General features: G+C 69.3%; 11 protein-coding genes. 6 read left to right on the top strand and 5 right to left on the bottom strand.

Features of this window, described 5'->3' with window-relative positions; all coding sequences use genetic code 11:
- Positions 1-49: 49 nt before the first annotated feature.
- Together ACFZBP_RS19005 and ACFZBP_RS19000 are read left to right on the top strand one after the other, a co-directional pair.
- Positions 50-397, top strand: coding sequence for a hypothetical protein (locus ACFZBP_RS19005; RefSeq protein WP_383453917.1), 348 nt, complete (start codon positions 50-52; stop codon positions 395-397).
- A gap of 17 nt (positions 398-414) precedes the next feature.
- Positions 415-903: a hypothetical protein gene (locus ACFZBP_RS19000; protein WP_391414433.1), complete on the top strand. Its 489-nt coding sequence runs from the start codon at positions 415-417 to the stop codon at positions 901-903.
- Between the two features lie 198 nt (positions 904-1,101).
- Here the strand turns inward: ACFZBP_RS19000 and ACFZBP_RS18995 are convergent, their stop codons facing one another.
- Positions 1,102-1,638: a MarR family transcriptional regulator gene (locus ACFZBP_RS18995; RefSeq protein ID WP_391414431.1), complete on the bottom strand. Its 537-nt coding sequence runs from the start codon at positions 1,636-1,638 to the stop codon at positions 1,102-1,104.
- A gap of 217 nt (positions 1,639-1,855) precedes the next feature.
- Positions 1,856-2,557 carry a hypothetical protein gene (locus ACFZBP_RS18990; protein ID WP_391414429.1) on the bottom strand — a complete coding sequence of 234 codons (702 nt, stop codon included), beginning with the start codon at positions 2,555-2,557 and terminating at the stop codon, positions 1,856-1,858.
- Positions 2,558-2,947: 390 nt separating this feature from the next.
- Between ACFZBP_RS18990 and ACFZBP_RS18985 the strand changes: the two genes are divergently transcribed.
- Positions 2,948-3,862, top strand: coding sequence for a hypothetical protein (locus tag ACFZBP_RS18985; RefSeq protein WP_391414427.1), 915 nt, complete (start codon positions 2,948-2,950; stop codon positions 3,860-3,862).
- Between the two features lie 132 nt (positions 3,863-3,994).
- On the opposite strand, the gene ACFZBP_RS18980 is transcribed toward ACFZBP_RS18985, so the two are convergent.
- From ACFZBP_RS18980 to ACFZBP_RS18970, 3 genes are all read right to left on the bottom strand, one after another.
- Positions 3,995-4,465, bottom strand: coding sequence for a hypothetical protein (locus tag ACFZBP_RS18980; protein WP_383453900.1), 471 nt, complete (start codon positions 4,463-4,465; stop codon positions 3,995-3,997).
- Between the two features lie 791 nt (positions 4,466-5,256).
- Positions 5,257-7,080, bottom strand: a complete 1,824-nt coding sequence (locus ACFZBP_RS18975) for a thiamine pyrophosphate-requiring protein (RefSeq protein ID WP_391414425.1) — start codon at positions 7,078-7,080, stop codon at positions 5,257-5,259.
- Positions 7,081-7,124: 44 nt separating this feature from the next.
- Positions 7,125-10,178: an FAD-linked oxidase C-terminal domain-containing protein gene (locus ACFZBP_RS18970; protein WP_391414422.1), complete on the bottom strand. Its 3,054-nt coding sequence runs from the start codon at positions 10,176-10,178 to the stop codon at positions 7,125-7,127.
- A 518-nt stretch (positions 10,179-10,696) separates the two neighbouring features.
- On the opposite strand from ACFZBP_RS18970, the gene ACFZBP_RS18965 reads away from it, so the two are divergent.
- The 3 genes from ACFZBP_RS18965 to ACFZBP_RS18955 all read left to right on the top strand — a co-directional run bounded on the left by ACFZBP_RS18965 (position 10,697) and on the right by ACFZBP_RS18955 (position 14,720).
- The gene (locus ACFZBP_RS18965) at positions 10,697-11,941 is read left to right on the top strand and encodes a Rieske 2Fe-2S domain-containing protein (protein WP_391414420.1); all 1,245 of its coding nucleotides are present in this window, start codon (positions 10,697-10,699) and stop codon (positions 11,939-11,941) included.
- Positions 11,942-12,028: 87 nt separating this feature from the next.
- Positions 12,029-12,931 (top strand): DUF4436 family protein, encoded by a 903-nt coding sequence (locus ACFZBP_RS18960; RefSeq protein WP_391414418.1) that lies wholly within the window; start codon positions 12,029-12,031, stop codon positions 12,929-12,931.
- 670 nt (positions 12,932-13,601) lie between these two features.
- Positions 13,602-14,720: an ATP-binding protein gene (locus tag ACFZBP_RS18955; RefSeq protein WP_383453885.1), complete on the top strand. Its 1,119-nt coding sequence runs from the start codon at positions 13,602-13,604 to the stop codon at positions 14,718-14,720.
- Positions 14,721-14,734: the final 14 nt, after the last annotated feature.

The raw sequence follows: 14,734 nt of genomic DNA, 5'->3' as shown, positions 1-14,734 counted from the left end.
CGCTCCATCGCTCGCACCGTTCTCCAGCCACTACCGACAAGGGGAAGTCATGCGAAGGATCACATCAGCCGTCGCCACAACGGTCGCTGCAGCCGCTCTCACCGTCGGCCTCGCCGGCGGCGCCACGGCCGCCGATCGGGCCGAGACCGGTCAGGGCAGCAGGGCGGGGCAGGTCACCGCCGCCGGAACCGCGCCCGCGTGCGTCGAGCGCACGAGTGTCACGAACAAGCCCGAGGGTGGGGTCCGGGTCCACCTGCGCAACTTCTGCGGCAGGACCATGCGCGTCAAGGTGATCGTCAAGAGCTGGTCGGACAGCGGGTGCAAGTCCATGCCGAACGGGTCCGGCTGGCTCTTCCAGACCGTCGGCGGCCGATACGACCGGACCGTGGTGTGCTGAGCGGGGACGGACGACTCATGAACGTCGTCTCCAGGACGTTACTCGTCTCCAGGCCGTTACTCGTCGCCAGGCCGTTACTCGTCGCCAGGCCGTTACTCGTCGCCACGGTGTCCTTGGCGGGACTGGCGGGTACGGCGCTGCCGACCGCGTCTGCCGCCACCGGCGCGCCCACGGCGGCCGCGGCGCGGTGTCCGGTCAAGGCCTGGGGCTACCAGGGCTACTACATGTGCGGCACGGACCTGAAGGCCGGCTACATCGACTGGAACGAGGACGGCCGGACCGACGAGGTCTTCGTGATCGCCGCGAACCGCACGATCTGGCACACGTGGAAGAACGCCGGTGGCTGGAAGGAGATGCCCGGCAACGGCCGTGCCGACGACATGGTGGGTGACAACGGCACCGGCGACTCGCGCCGCTGCATCATCGTCCACGTGGACAGGGGCTACCACTACTGGCAGAACTGCCACTACGACGGCAAGTGGCACAGCTGGACCATGAGCGGCTGACGAGCCTTCCGCCAGCCGTGACCCGTGAAGTGCGGGGCCCCGGGGATGTCATGACTGACGCCCGGGGCCCGGTGGCATGCCCCAGCACCAGGAAGCTGAGGCCGTCAGGGTGGCCGCCGGCCGTGTCGGTCCCGGGGGCGGCCCGGAGGCGCGGCAGGCCTGACTGGTGCGGCCAACGCCGACGGCGGGCTGCGGCTGTCAGGCGTCGCGGCCCGCCGGGGCCTCCACGGACCAGCCCAGAGGATGTGGCTGCGCAGCGTGCAGCGTCCCTGCGAGGGGCTCTCCCCCGGCCTCGTTGAACGCGGTCAGGGCCTCGATGAGTGCCAGCCGCTGTGTCGGAGTGAGCCGTTCCACGATCCCGGCGATCTCGGTGCGCCGGCGAGCGGTGACGTCCTCGACCGTGCGCCGTCCCTCGTCGGTGAGCTGGAGCAGGGTCTCGCGCCGGTTGTCGGGGTTGGGCTGCCGGTCGGCCAGGCCGGCGGCGATCAACCGGTCGACCATGCGCATCGCGGTGGACGGCGCGACGCCGAGCAGGTCGGCGAGCGCGACCAGCTTGGTGGCCCCGCGCGTGGACATCACCATCAACATCCGGAACTGCGGGAGCGTCAACCGCTCCTCGACCGCGGCGAGCGAACGGGCGGAGACCGCGACCAGCAGCCGGGAGGCGGTCAGTACCGCACGGGTCACCGCGTCCACATCGTCCAACGCCCCGGGAGGGGTCTCGCGCTTCGGCATGTGTCCTTTCTACCGTGCCGAAGGCGCTTCAACCGTGCCGGAGTCGCTGCTCACTCACGCGACGGGAAATTGATTTTCCGTGTTCATGACCGTGGTGACGCAGCAGGGCATCGCGGCGTCGTCATGAGGCGGGCCGCCGGCGTGCTGAGCAAGATCCGCGCGCAGGGCATCCGGTGCGCGGTGGGCATCCTGCGCTCCGGTCGGCGTCGACGCGGTCTCAGTCCGTCTGGGTCAGGCGACAGGAACGTACGACGGCGAGCACGCAACCAGCGATCAAGGCCGTGGCCCATCCGCCAAGGGCCCGAAGCGGTTCCCACGCCAACGGCCCTGCTGCGACACCGCGGGGCGGCACCCGCCCCTGCGGGTCGTACACCACGGTCAGTGCGTCGCCCGGCCGGGTGGCCTGCCCGCAGCCCCGCCAGATGCGGACCTTGAGCGGCACCCCTTCCCGGTCGGTCACCGAACAGAAGTATCGCCCGCGGCTGGAAACGGCCGCCGGCCCGCCTTCGACCGAGGTCACCACAACGGACTCCACTCGGCCCCGCTCCGCCAGGACCACACCGGCGGCCGCCTGCGGCACCTGAAGCGCAAAGCACACGCCGAGGACGGCGACGATTCCGATGAGTGCTCGTCCGGCTCGTACCAGACAGAGGTAGAGGGCGACCGCGACGGCGCAGACCAGGCCGATCTCACCGTCCGCCAGCGCAGGCATGCCATGCCAGGCTCCGACGACCGTGGTGCCCACGATGGCCGCCGCCCCGAGGAATCCAAGGAGGAGCCCTTCTCCCACCAATCGCCATGGCGGAAGCCCGACGAATTCCGCCGGCCCCCACACCGAAGCGCGCAGATGTGTCAGCAGGTGCGGTTCCACCGCGGGCAGGGGTCGGCGCGGTCGGCGCATGCCCGTCTCCACCTCCACCCCTGCTCCGTGTTCGTCCACAGCATCCTGGCGTCACGGGCTGCTGATCAGCACTGCCCCGGACCGGATACACACCCGCGGGTCACGTTGCCGGGATCCGGCAGCCGAGCCACGACTTCACCCGTCTCTTGCATTATGCAAAACGCGTCGAGGTTGGAAAGTACGGCCAGTCCGGCTATCGGGGCCGTACGGCGCCGCGTAGTTGTCCCGCACGCGTTCTTGCGGAGCAGCTTGGCCTGCGGCGGACCGAAGCCTTCCCTCGGGATCCAGCCCCGGCCGCCTCGCATGACATCGAACGTACGACTGATCCGATCACTGGGAGGGGTCCCGAAGGGCTGGCCCGATGATGGCGAGCGGCTGGCCGAAGCGGTGGGTGCAAGGGAAGGGGCAATGACGGTGAGGACAGGGATGGATCGCGTCGCCCTGTTGACGGCCGGGGTCGCACTGGTCGTCAGCGGGTGTTCGTCGGACACGGCGGACGGTGCCGGTTCAGCGGGGGCCGCGGCGACCGCCTCAAGGCCCGCCGCGTCGAAGGTGGCTGAGCCGAGCCGGGCGTTGGTGAAGTGGGCCGGTCAGATGTGTGAGGCCACGGAGCTCTTCGAGACGATGAGGACGGACAGTGCCATCGGGGTCGAAGACATCTCGGATCCGCCCGCGGACGCGCTGATCGGCGCCGAGTTCACCGCCATGGGTTACCTATGGGACACCTCGTCGTCCCTCGACGAGGTCGTCGAGGGGCTCGACGCCGTACGGCCGTCAGGGATCGCCGCCGCGGACCGGCTGCACGGCGACCTGAGCAAGGAGGTGGCGAGGGTGCGACCGAAGGTCACCGCCCTCACCGACTCCAGCGAGCACACCAGCCCCGCGGAAGACTCGGTCGACCGGGCCGAGCGCGTCGGCAGGCTGATCGCGTCCCTGAAGATTCCCGAACCCGACCTGGCCGCCGTGGCCGCACAGGAGCCGAAGCTCTCGGCCGCGTACGGCGCCGCGCCGGAGTGCGCCCCGCCCGGACCGCTGCCCAAGGCTGCGGACGGCACGGACCTCGGCACCTGCGCGGACGGGGCCTGCGAGATCCTGGTGACGAAGAAGGTGCACCTCAGGGTCGGTGCGTGGAAGGTCCGCGTGTCGCTGACGGAGACCAAGGCCACGGTGCGCAACGACGGATCCGAGGGCGGGGTGGGGGAAATCTGGTTGAGCACGGGCGGAACCGGAACGTTCGGTGAACGGGGCGGCGACGAGCTCACCGCCAAAGCCATTGCCGTCAACAGGGACGGCGCCGTACTGAATTTCCGCGCGAAGTCTTAGGTGCCCCTCGCCAGTGCGGCGGCGGCCCCGTCGGCCCGTTCGTCGTACAACGGGCACGGCCCGGCCCTGCTGCTGCAGGGCCGGGATCATGTACCACACGGACAGCTGTCGCTGCCTCGATCCACGTGAGGGTCAGTGATGACGCTTGTCCTTGTCGACGGCTCGGAAGCTGCCGACCAACGCGAACGGCACCACCAGACCGTCGAAGACCGTCGTGCCCGCAATTGCACTGCTGGAATTGCCGGGACCAATGGTCGCAATTGCAGCGCCATTGTCGCAGGTAATCCCGGTGAAGAATTCGACGGTCCGGTCACTTTCGTTTCGGACGTTGAAGGTGACTGCCGGGCTACTGATCACGGCAGTGCACACACCCGACTCTGCCGAGAAGGTCCGCTCATTGACGTAGATCCGCCCGTCATCGTCTCTCTCGCGGCCTCCGTGCTCGTCATTCCGATAGCCGAAGTCCGTCTGACCGTCACCACCCCGGGGGACAGAGGCAAGAGGCTCCTGCGCCGACGGAGCGGACTTCGATGCGGAACTCGGGGCAGGACTCGAAGCCGAGGCGTAGTTCACACTGGTCGCGGCAATGACGGTGATGCCCACCGACAATGCGATCCCGACAACGGTACGCGTACGGAGACCGATTCTCCTTCTCACAGGCATTTCTCTCCATCTCTCAGGGATGTCAGCCGAGTCGGCCGGTACGAATGAACATACTCATGCCTAATTCTGTCGCCACCTCAGAAATGTTGGAGAGGTGGCGGAAATGGGCCGACCGGGCGTTGAAAAGCCGGAATCACGTTCCTGATGGATCGTCAGAACGACGCAGGCGACCGAGACTTGGGGACGAGGGGGAGCCATTCGAGGGATCAGGCTGACGCCCCATCACACTTCTGCGCACGTGTCGGGTATTGACAACACTCCGCGCGACGGCTAGAGGCCCCCCGGACTCATGGATTTGTCCTGCTCAGCGCCCTACGACGGGGACTCTAGCGGGTAGGCACCGGTGATCGCGGGACCGACAGGGCCGCCGCACCGGTCAGGTCGCGCACCGCCCCGAGGCCACCGCTGTTTCGCATCCGGCCGCACGGGTGAATGCCGGGTGCCGCAGGACTGACACCTGCCCTGCCCGGGTATCCAGCGGCCCATCGCGGTGGGCAGCAGGACCGACTGTACGTGGTCGTGGAACCACTCGACGTGGCGCGGATCGGGTTATCGCGGCGGCGACGTGGGCGTGGGCGTGCGGGGCGCAGTGCCCGGAGTGACCGGCCCGCACCGCACTGTGGCGAGGACCAGGGTGGTGCCGGCCCACCGGAGGGTGCCGTCCGCTTCGGGAGCGTCCGTGGGCACCGTGTGGACGGTGGTGTCCACCCGGTCCACGACCGGTTGCACCGTCACGTGCCGTCCTGCGCTCCTGACCGGTCGTCACGGTGGCGGTGACCGGGCAGGAACTCCTGGACCTTGGCCTTGAAGCCCTGCCGCACCATGGCCGCGCGGTCGCTGTCGCCCTTGAGGACGGAGGCCGCGGCGGCCTCGATCTGGTCCAGGGTGGCGTGCGGCGGAATGGGCGGCACGGCGGGGTCGGTGCGGAAGTCCAGCACGTGCGGCCGGTCGGAGGCGAGTGCGGTCTCCCAGGCACCGCGTACGTCCTGCGGCTTCTCCACCCGGGTCGCGCCCAGGCCCAACGAGCGGGCGAAGTCGGCGTAGGCGACGTCCGGGATGGACTGGGAGGGCAGGAACTGCGGGGCGCCTTCCATCGCCCGCATCTCCCAGGTGACCTGGTTCAGGTCCTGGTTGTTCAGGACGGCGACCACCAGACGCGGATCGGCCCACTGCTCCCAGTACTTGGCGATCGTGATCAGCTCGGCGAGCCCGTTCATCTGCATGGCCCCGTCGCCCACCAAGGCGATAGCGGGGCGGTCACCGTGTGCGAACTTGGCGCCGATGACGTACGGAACGCCGGGCCCCATGGTGGCGAGCGTGCCCGACAGCGAACCTCGCATGCCGTCGCGCAGCCGCAGATGACGGGCGTACCAGTTGGCGGCCGAGCCGGAGTCGGCGGCCAGGATCACGTTGTCGGGGAGCAGGTCGTTGAGGGCGTGGGCGACGTACTCGGGGTTGATCGGGTCGGCCTCGACGGCGGCCCGCCGCTCCATGACCTCCCACCAGCGGGACGTGTTCTTCTCGATCTTCTTGCGCCAGCCGTCGCTCTTCTTCCTCTCCAGTTGCGGCAGGAGGCGGCTGAGCGTCTCGCGGGAGTCGCCGACGAGATTGATCTCGAACGGGTAGCGCATCCCGACCATGTGCGCGTCGATGTCGATCTGCACGGCCCGCGCCTGGCCGAACTCCGGCAGGAACTGGGTGTAGGGGAAGCTCGATCCGACGACGAGGAGGGTGTCGCAGTCCCGCATGAGCTCGTACGACGGCCGGGTGCCGAGCAGGCCGATGGCGCCGGTGACATACGGCAGGTCGTCGTCGAGAGCGTCCTTGCCGAGCAGTGCCTTCGCCACCCCCGCGCCCAGCCTGTCGGCGACCGCCATGACCTCGTGGCGGGCACCGCGAGCGCCCTGGCCGACGAGGATGGCGACCTTCTCACCGGCGTTCAGCAGCTCGGCGGCCCGGGTGATCTCCTCGTCGGCCGGCACCGGCGCGGAGCGGGCCATGCCCAGGCTGGAGGGCACCATCTTGAACGCGTGCTCGGGCGGGGAGTAGTCGAGTTCCTGGACGTCGCCGGGGATGATGACGGCCGTCACCGAACGGCGGGCCATGGCGGTGCGCAGCGCGCGGTCGAGCACGTTGGGCAGCTGTTCGGGGACGGTGACCATCTCGCAGAAGTCGGAGGCGACGTCTTTGTAGAGGCTCAGCAGGTCGACCTCCTGCTGGTAGGAGCCGCCCATGGCGCTGCGGTTGGTCTGCCCGACGATCGCGACGACCGGTACGTGGTCGAGCTTGGCGTCGTACAGGCCGTTGAGGAGGTGGATGGCGCCGGGGCCGGAGGTGGCGGCGCAGACGCCGACCTTGCCGGAGAACTTGGCGTAGCCCACGGCCTCGAAGGCGGACATCTCCTCGTGGCGGGCCTGGATGAACTGGGGGTGATTGTCCGCGCGTCCCCAGGCGGCGAGCAGACCGTTGATGCCATCGCCGGGGTAGGCGAAGACATGCTCGACCTCCCATTCGCGCAGACGCTGCAGCAGGTAGTCGGAGACCTTGGTCGACATGGTCGCAACCTTCCGTCGGAGATGAGGCACGGCTGTTGGGCGGGCTAGCGGCCGCGGATCAGCGTTCGGGATACGCGTACGGCGGCTGCCGCGGTCGCCGCGGTGACGGCGGCGACCCCCGCCGTGGTCGCCCATCGGGCGGCGCGCGAGGGCTCCGCCGGCCGCTGGGCCAGGCGTTCGGGCTGGTGCGCGGGGAGGGTGCCGTCGAGGCCGAACGCGAGTACTTCGGCCAGGTGCAGGGCTCGGCGTCCGGTGTCGCCGTGTTCGATCTGGGTGCGGCAGCTGAAGCCGTCCGCGAGGATCACGTTGCCGGGAGCGGCCTCCCGGACGGCGGGCAGCACGCCCAGCTCCCCCACGGCCATCGAGACGTCGTGATGGCCGCGCTCGAACCCGAAGTTGCCGGCGAGACCGCAGCAGCCCTCGTCGAGGACTTCGGCGTCGAGATGGGCGCGGCGCATCAGTTCTCGGTCGGCCTCGTCCTTCATGATGGCGTGCTGGTGGCAATGGGTCTGCACGGTGGCGGGACGCGACATCGCGGGCGGCTGCCAGCCGTCGGGGGCATGGTGGACCAAGTGCTCGGCGAGGGTGCGGACCTGCCCCGCGAGGCGTTGCACGTCCTTGTCGGCGGGCATCAGTTCCGGTGCGTCCGCGCGGAACACCGCCGTACAGGATGGCTCCAGGCCGATGATCGGGGTGCCCTCCTCCAAGTAGGGGCGCAGGACTTCGAGCGTGCGGCGCAGGACCTTCTTGGCGACGGTGAGCTGCCCGGTGGAGACCCACGTCAGGCCGCAGCACACAGGCTCCGTGGGCACGGCGACCCGGAAGCCGGCATCTTCGAGGACCTGGACGGCGGAGATCGCGACGGACGGATGGAAGTACGTACTGAAGGTGTCGGGCCACAGCACGACAGTCCGCGCGTCGGCCGGGTCCGGGGCGTCGGAGCCGCGGTTCCGCCACCACTGGAGGAAGGACTCCTCGGCGAACACCGGTGCCTGGCGTGCGCCGTCCACGCCTGCCAGCCACTTGCCGGCGCGGGCCAGGCCCGGGGCCCGCAGCACGTTGTTGACGAGTACCGGGGCGAAGCGCGACAGCCTCGCCCACAGAGGCAGCCACCCCATGGAGTAGTGGGCCGCAGGCCGTGGCCGACCGGCATAGTGGTGGGCGAGGAACTCCGCCTTGTAGGTCGCCATGTCCACACCTGTAGGGCAGTCGGACTTGCACCCCTTGCACGCCAGGCACAGATCGAGCGCGTCGCGCACCTCGGTCGAGCGCCACCCGTCGGTGACCGGAGAGTCCTCGTGGCCGCCGAGCATCTCGAAGAGCAGGCGGGCGCGGCCGCGCGTGGAGTGCTCCTCCTCCTGTGTGGCGCGGTACGACGGGCACATCACGCCACCTTGGTGGCCACGGCAGTTGCCGATCCCCACGCAGCGCAGCACGGCACGGGTGAAGGAATGATCGTCCTCCGGGTACCCGAAGTGCGTGTCGGCGTCGGCCGGGCGCCAAGCGGCTCCCAGTCGCAGCTGCCCGTCGACCGGGTTCGGGGCCACGACCTTGCCCGGGTTCATCCGGTCACCGGGGTCGAACAGCGCCTTGACCTCGCCGAACGCGGCCACGAGCCGCTCACCGAACATCCGGGTCAGCAGCTCGCCGCGTGACTGGCCGTCCCCGTGCTCGCCGGAGAGAGAACCTCCGTACGACGCCACCAGGTCGGCGGCCCGCTCCACGAAGCGGCGGAAGTCGGCCACGCCCTCGGCGGTCTTCAGGCCGAACGGGATCCGGGTGTGCACACATCCCTGCCCGAAGTGCCCGTACAACGAGGGATGGTCGTAGTCGAACTCCGCGAAGAGCTCCTTCAGATCGCGCAGGTAGTCGCCCAGCCGCTCGGGCGGGACGGCGGAGTCCTCCCAGCCCTCCCAGGTCTCCCGGTCGTCGGGCGGGCGCGCGGTCACACCGAGCCCGGCCTCGCGCGCCTTGAGCATCTTCTCCTCCCGCTCCGGGTTGTCGGAGAAGGAAACCGTGCTGTCCTGCTCGCTGCGCCCCACCGAGCGCAGCAGTGCGTGCGCCTGCTCGTCGACGTCCTCCTGGCTGTCGCCGGCGAACTGCAGCATCAGCCAGCTGTCGCCCTCCGGGAGCATGTCCAGCGAGTCGAGATAGGCGCCCTCCTCACGCATCAGCTGCGCCATCCGGCCGTCGATCGCCTCCAGCTGACTGGGCGAGCAGTGCTCGAGCAGGCGCGGAACATCGTCGGCCGCATGGCAGATGTCGTCGTAACCGAGGGCCAGGAGGGACACGTACGGCGGCACGGGAACCAGGTCGAGCTCAGCGCGCAGCACCGTCACCAGCGTGCCCTCGCTGCCCACCAGGGCCCTGGCCACGTCGAAGCCGTTCTCGGGCAACAGCGAGTCCAGGTTGTAGCCGGAGACCCTGCGCGGGATCTTCGGATAGCCGCGGCGTACGTCCGCCAGACACTCGGTGATGACGCGGTCCAGCCCGGCATGGATCTCGGCGCGCCGTCCGCCCTCCGCGACGATCCGAGCGAGCTCGTCCTTCGAGGTCGGGCCCACCCACATCCGGGTCCCGTCGTAGGTGAGGACCTCGAGGCGGCGCACACTGTCGACGGTCTTGCCGTACGCCTGCGCCGAGGCCCCGCACGAGTTGTTGCCGATCATGCCGCCCAGCGCACAGTGGCTGTGGGTGGACGGCTTCGGACCGAACCGCAGCCGGAACGGAGCGAGCCGCCGGTTGAGCTCGTCCAGCACGATCCCCGGTTCCACGACGCAGGTACGCGCGTCGGGATCCACCGACACGAGCGCGTGGCAGTACTTGGTCCAGTCGATGACCACCGCGGCATTGGTCGCCTGGCCCGCCAGGCTCGTCCCCCCGCCCCGGGACAGCACGGGCGCGTCGAACCGGGCGCACACCCCCACAGCGTCCACGCCTGCCTGAACGCTGCGCGGAACGACGACACCGATGGGCACCTGCCGGTAATTGGAGCCATCCGTGGCGTACGCCCCACGACTGCCCGCATCGAAGCGGACCTCACCGTCGACTGCTTCGCTCAGGGCAGCTTCCAGCGCCACCACGTCGACCGTCGTCATCTGTCCCTCGGCCGAGTCAGGTGTGCCGTGTCGTGATGTACGGATCATGGTGGAGAACTTTTCTCTGGGTAGCTACGGACAAAGGGCGGGATCAGCAGTGAGGGGCTTCGACGAGCGCAAGCGAGCGAAGCGTCTCCACGCGTACCCACGTCGCCGCGGTCGATCCAGGGCCACGAATCACAGCCCCTGCCGGAGTCCGCATCCACGGGTACCCTCATTTGCAGTGTGCAATTGTCTTCATGCCGGGATTTTCGCTGGAATTCATCCCTGAGCGATCCAGCGGTACAGCCTGATGGCGGCGTCGCGCTGCGCCGGCGGCGCCCGCCTGTCCGCCCGTCGGCCGCGCCGCACGAGAAGGCGCATGCTGTCGTTCACCTGTCCGGAGGTGCTGGACAGGCCCGGGCGGCGGGCGACCACCAGGATGGAAGGTGCCGAAGCCCCTCCTCCGTGGCGTGACGGGGCCCATTTCTCGGCCTGTGAGTGTCTGAGCCGGTGCCCTACCGAGATGAGGGAGAGGTATGACGGAGACCGACTCCGACGAGGCCGGGCCCCTCGGTGCCCGAGCCAGGAGCGGCCGACCCGCAGGACAACCTGATCCGTCTGCGGAGAAGACGACCACAGACCTCCGGCGCGTCGGGGTGAACCCGAATTTCTGGTACCCGGTCGCGCTGAGTCGGAGCGTGCGCAGCAAGCGGGTGCTCGCGGCCGCTTTCGCCGGTGAGCGCATCGCGCTGTACCGGGGCGAGAGCGGCATGGTCTACGCGTTGGAGGACCGGTGTGCCCACCGGCAAGTGCCTCTGAGTATGGGCGTCGTGGAGGGGGAGACACTCCGCTGCTGCTATCACGCCTGGGCCTATCGGGGCGACGGCCGCATCTCACAGATCCCGTATCTGTCCAAAGGCGACGGCCGGCCACCCCGTGGCGTGCGCGGCTATCCCGTGCGTGAGGCGTACGGACTCGTTTTCGTCTTTCCTGGTGCCCCTGAAAGGGCTGCTGTCACCGCGCTGCCCGAATTGCCGTGCTTCGGTTCACCGAAGTACAAGACCATGACCTTCTCCCGGACGGTGCGCTGCCACTACTCCTTCATGCACGAGAACCTGCTCGACATGAACCACCAGTTCCTTCACCGCGGTGTCGTCGGAAGGCTCCACCCCCAACTCCTGGAGTATCAGAGCAGTGACCGGTCGGTGGAGGCCAAGTACCTGTTCACCCACGCTGGGGGAAAGCGCAACCGCAGCGCCGGGCTGCTGGCCGCCGAGGGAGTCGGCGGCGGCTCCCGCGACCTCATGACCATCCGAACCGAATATCCCTACCAGACTTTGGACTTGGTCCCTGAGAACGCTGAGCATCCGGCGTTCTACCTTTGGGCGGCGTACGTGCCCGTGGATGTCGAAGAGCGCAGGTGTCACGTCTACGGCCTGCTCATGATCGAGAAACCCCGGGTTCCCGGTGCCCTTCATCTGGCCTGGCCGTTCATCCGACGCTTCACCGAGCGAGTGTTCGCCGAGGACCGCTCGGCCGTCGAAGCCGAGCAACGGGCGTGGGACGAGCAGGGCGAGGACCGCAATCACGAAGTCTTCCCGCTCATCCTGGATGTCCGCGAGGTCCTGCGCGCCAACGGCGTGCCCCTCCGCACTCGGGCGGCGATGTGTGACACCGCCCCTGGCGACGACCTGGCGCCGGCACTCGACCAATCTGCCGGAACCGGTGCAGACGCCTGCTCGGAGTCCTCCGCTGCCTGCCGGACAGGCAAATGCGGGTGACCGTCATGGGTCCTGTCGACCTTCTGGGTTACGTCATCGGAGTGACCGGCCGCCCTCCGCGGTCCGAGACCACGCCTGGGAGTCGCCATGGCCCCGCCCTCGCCCTCGCCCCGTCCCCGCCGGTTCGGGGCGTCGATTCTGCCGGTCCTGCTTCCCTTTGCCCTTCTGGTGCTGGTGGCGGTGTCCGTGGGGTCCTGGCTGCAGTTCACCGAGCGGAACGCGAACGACACGGTGCACACCGTCGGATCCCGGGCCGCCGACCGGGTGGACGTGGAGGCCACCGTCCAGAGCGTCGACGCCGCGGCCAGAGAGCTCGTCCTGCGGGTCCGGGTCACCCCGCGCGGGGCTCTCGGCGAGGAGGAGGGGACCGCACCGGTGGCCGATCTCAGCGTCGAGACCTCCGTGGCGACCCTCAACGACCTGGAGTTCAAGGCGCACGAGCGGCTCGCGCCCAAGGACGTGCAGGTCGCGCTCACGGGCGGGTCGATCAGCGACTACCCCTTCGACACGTACGAGACCGACGTCGAGTTCTGGGCCCTGATGGGCGGCAAGCCGGTGCCGGTGCGGATGCTCTTCGCCAACGCCGAAACGCTCTTCTCCCTCTCCGTGGCACCCCCTCCCTCCGGGCAGGAGGCCGCCGTGGGGCTGCGGCTGTCCCGATCGGGCAGTCTGCTCGTCTTCGCGGTCTTCATGATGGTCGTGATGTGGGCGCTGGCAGGGTCGGTGCTCCTCGGAGCCTGGTACCTGACGACCCGTCGCGAGGCCCTGGTCTGGCCCGCCCTCTCCTGGATGGCCGCCACGCTGTTCGCTCTCGCCGCGTTCCGCAACACCGCCCCCGGCACACCCCCGATCGGCTGCGTGCTGGACTGGTTCGCCTTCCTGTGGGCCGAGACCGTCATCGCCCTGTGCCTGATCGCCGTGGTCGTCACCGGCGTCCGCACCGCCCTGCGCGCCGCCATCCGCTCAGGTGACGCCCACACCACCCGGTAGGCCTTCGACGGTAACCGAGCGCCAGTCGGCGCCGGCGGACCGCTCGGGTGTGGCCTCCGGGGTGCTCAACGACGGCCGTCAGGTGGGCAGCGCGGTCGGGGTGGCCCAGCTCGGCTCGCTGGTGGCCGGGACGGCGCACTTCGAATCGGGGATGCGCGTCGGGCTGACGATCAGCGGGTGCCGTTTCCTGGTGGGCACGCTGATCGCGCTGACGGCGGTCCGGGGCCGACGGGGGCCGACGGGAGAGTGCGGCCACCGTATGAGACCGTCTTTCCGGCCACGGAGATCCTGTGGCCGCGCGGCCGACCCTTCCCGTGCTCCGGTTACCGCCGGTTACAGGGCGTAACCAGGGATCAGCACTTCCCCCCAACCGGCTTTCGTAACCTATCTGTTGACCCTGTGGAGACCTCAAAGGCGGCCTCAGGGCCAATGTTTGAGAGTGATAGCATTCCGCCGTCTGCGACCTTGATCCACTTCGCTCAGGCACAACCCGCCTGAGATGGTCTGCTCTTCGCACCAACAGTCATGCGGTCCCCTGTGACGGGTTGCGGATCCTCGCGAGCTGTATCCGTCGACGCCTGCATGCCACGCGCCGGGAAAGGTTTCCATGAGTCAAGACGCGCTAATCTGGTGTCTGGTTGCGATAGCGGTGATAGCCGTAGCCGCAGTCGTGGCCCTCACACTCCGCAACTCCGCACTGGGGGCGAAGAAGAGGGAAGCCGAGGCCGCGCTGGCACAGCGGCTCAGATACACCGAGGGCGAGCTCGGCCGCATGCAGGGAGAACTGCAACGGGTCCGGGACGAGCAGGACGGTGTCATCGGCGAGGCCGAACAGGCGGCGGAGGAGAGCACCAAGGCGGTCCTCAAGGGCGCCGCCCGCTTCCTCCAGAGCCTCGCGGCCGAACAGACGGCCCTGCTGGACGAGATCCAGCGCAAGTACGGCGGCCACAGCGTCCTGACCGACCTGATGGACGTGAACCACGCCAACGCGCAGATGGCCCGCAAGGCCCAGGGCATCGCGGTCATGTGCGGCGCCCCGCTCGGCCGGCGCAGCCAGCCCGCCAGCGTCTACGACGTGGTGCGCAGCGCCCAGAGCCAGATCCGCAACTTCCACCGGGTCGAGATCATGCAGCCGAGCGGCATCGCGCTGAAGGCGTCCGCGGTGGCGCCGGTGGCCCTCGCCGTGGCCGAACTCCTCGACAACGCTGCCAGCTTCTCGCAGGCCGAGGCGCCGATCGAGGTAACGTTCCAGCGGGTCCAGAAGAACCTGTGCATCATCATCGACGACGCCGGCGTCAGCATGAGCGACGAGGACCGGCAGGCGGCGACCGCACTGCTGTCCGGCGACCAGGTGCCCCGGCTGTCCCAGCTGGGCACCCAGCCCAAGTTCGGCTTCCCCGTCGTCGGCCTGATCGCCCGTCAGTACGGCTTCAAGGTGGATGTCACGGGAGTCTCCCGCTACGGCGGCGTCCGCGCCGTCGTTCTGCTGCCCGAGGAGCTGTGGACCATGGAGGAGACCTCGCCGCCGGCCAGTGAGGTGCCGGTGAGCAGCATCCGCCGGGTCGAGGGCCGTGAGCAGGGCGGCGCCCGCACGATGCACGGCCTGCCGAAGCGCGGCGCCCGCAAGTCGCCCATCGCCAGCGTCCCCTCCGACGGCGGCGGGACGGCGTCCGCGCCCAGGCGGCCGGCGCAGGGTACCGGTGGCGGGGGCCTGGGGGCGTTCCAGCGCGGCACACTGACCGGCCGTGACCTGGACGCCCCGACGCCCGAAGGGTCCGAAGGCACATGACTACTACGGACATG

The organism is Streptomyces sp. NPDC008086, assembly GCF_042957325.1.
Lineage (GTDB): Bacteria > Actinomycetota > Actinomycetes > Streptomycetales > Streptomycetaceae > Streptomyces.
This window is presented reverse-complemented; position numbering and strand designations above follow the sequence as displayed.

What these genes read in the sequence shown, in the direction of transcription:
- ACFZBP_RS19000 (WP_391414433.1), top strand. Translation starts at nt 415, where the DNA reads ATGAACGTCGTCTCCAGGACGTTACTCGTCTCCAGGCCGTTACTCGTC.
- ACFZBP_RS18985 (WP_391414427.1), top strand. Translation starts at nt 2,948, where the DNA reads ATGACGGTGAGGACAGGGATGGATCGCGTCGCCCTGTTGACGGCCGGG.
- ACFZBP_RS18970 (WP_391414422.1), bottom strand. Translation starts at nt 10,178, where the DNA reads ATGACGACGGTCGACGTGGTGGCGCTGGAAGCTGCCCTGAGCGAAGCA.
- ACFZBP_RS18960 (WP_391414418.1), top strand. Translation starts at nt 12,029, where the DNA reads ATGGCCCCGCCCTCGCCCTCGCCCCGTCCCCGCCGGTTCGGGGCGTCG.
- ACFZBP_RS18965 (WP_391414420.1), top strand. Translation starts at nt 10,697, where the DNA reads ATGACGGAGACCGACTCCGACGAGGCCGGGCCCCTCGGTGCCCGAGCC.
- ACFZBP_RS19005 (WP_383453917.1), top strand. Translation starts at nt 50, where the DNA reads ATGCGAAGGATCACATCAGCCGTCGCCACAACGGTCGCTGCAGCCGCT.
- ACFZBP_RS18995 (WP_391414431.1), bottom strand. Translation starts at nt 1,638, where the DNA reads ATGCCGAAGCGCGAGACCCCTCCCGGGGCGTTGGACGATGTGGACGCG.
- ACFZBP_RS18975 (WP_391414425.1), bottom strand. Translation starts at nt 7,080, where the DNA reads ATGTCGACCAAGGTCTCCGACTACCTGCTGCAGCGTCTGCGCGAATGG.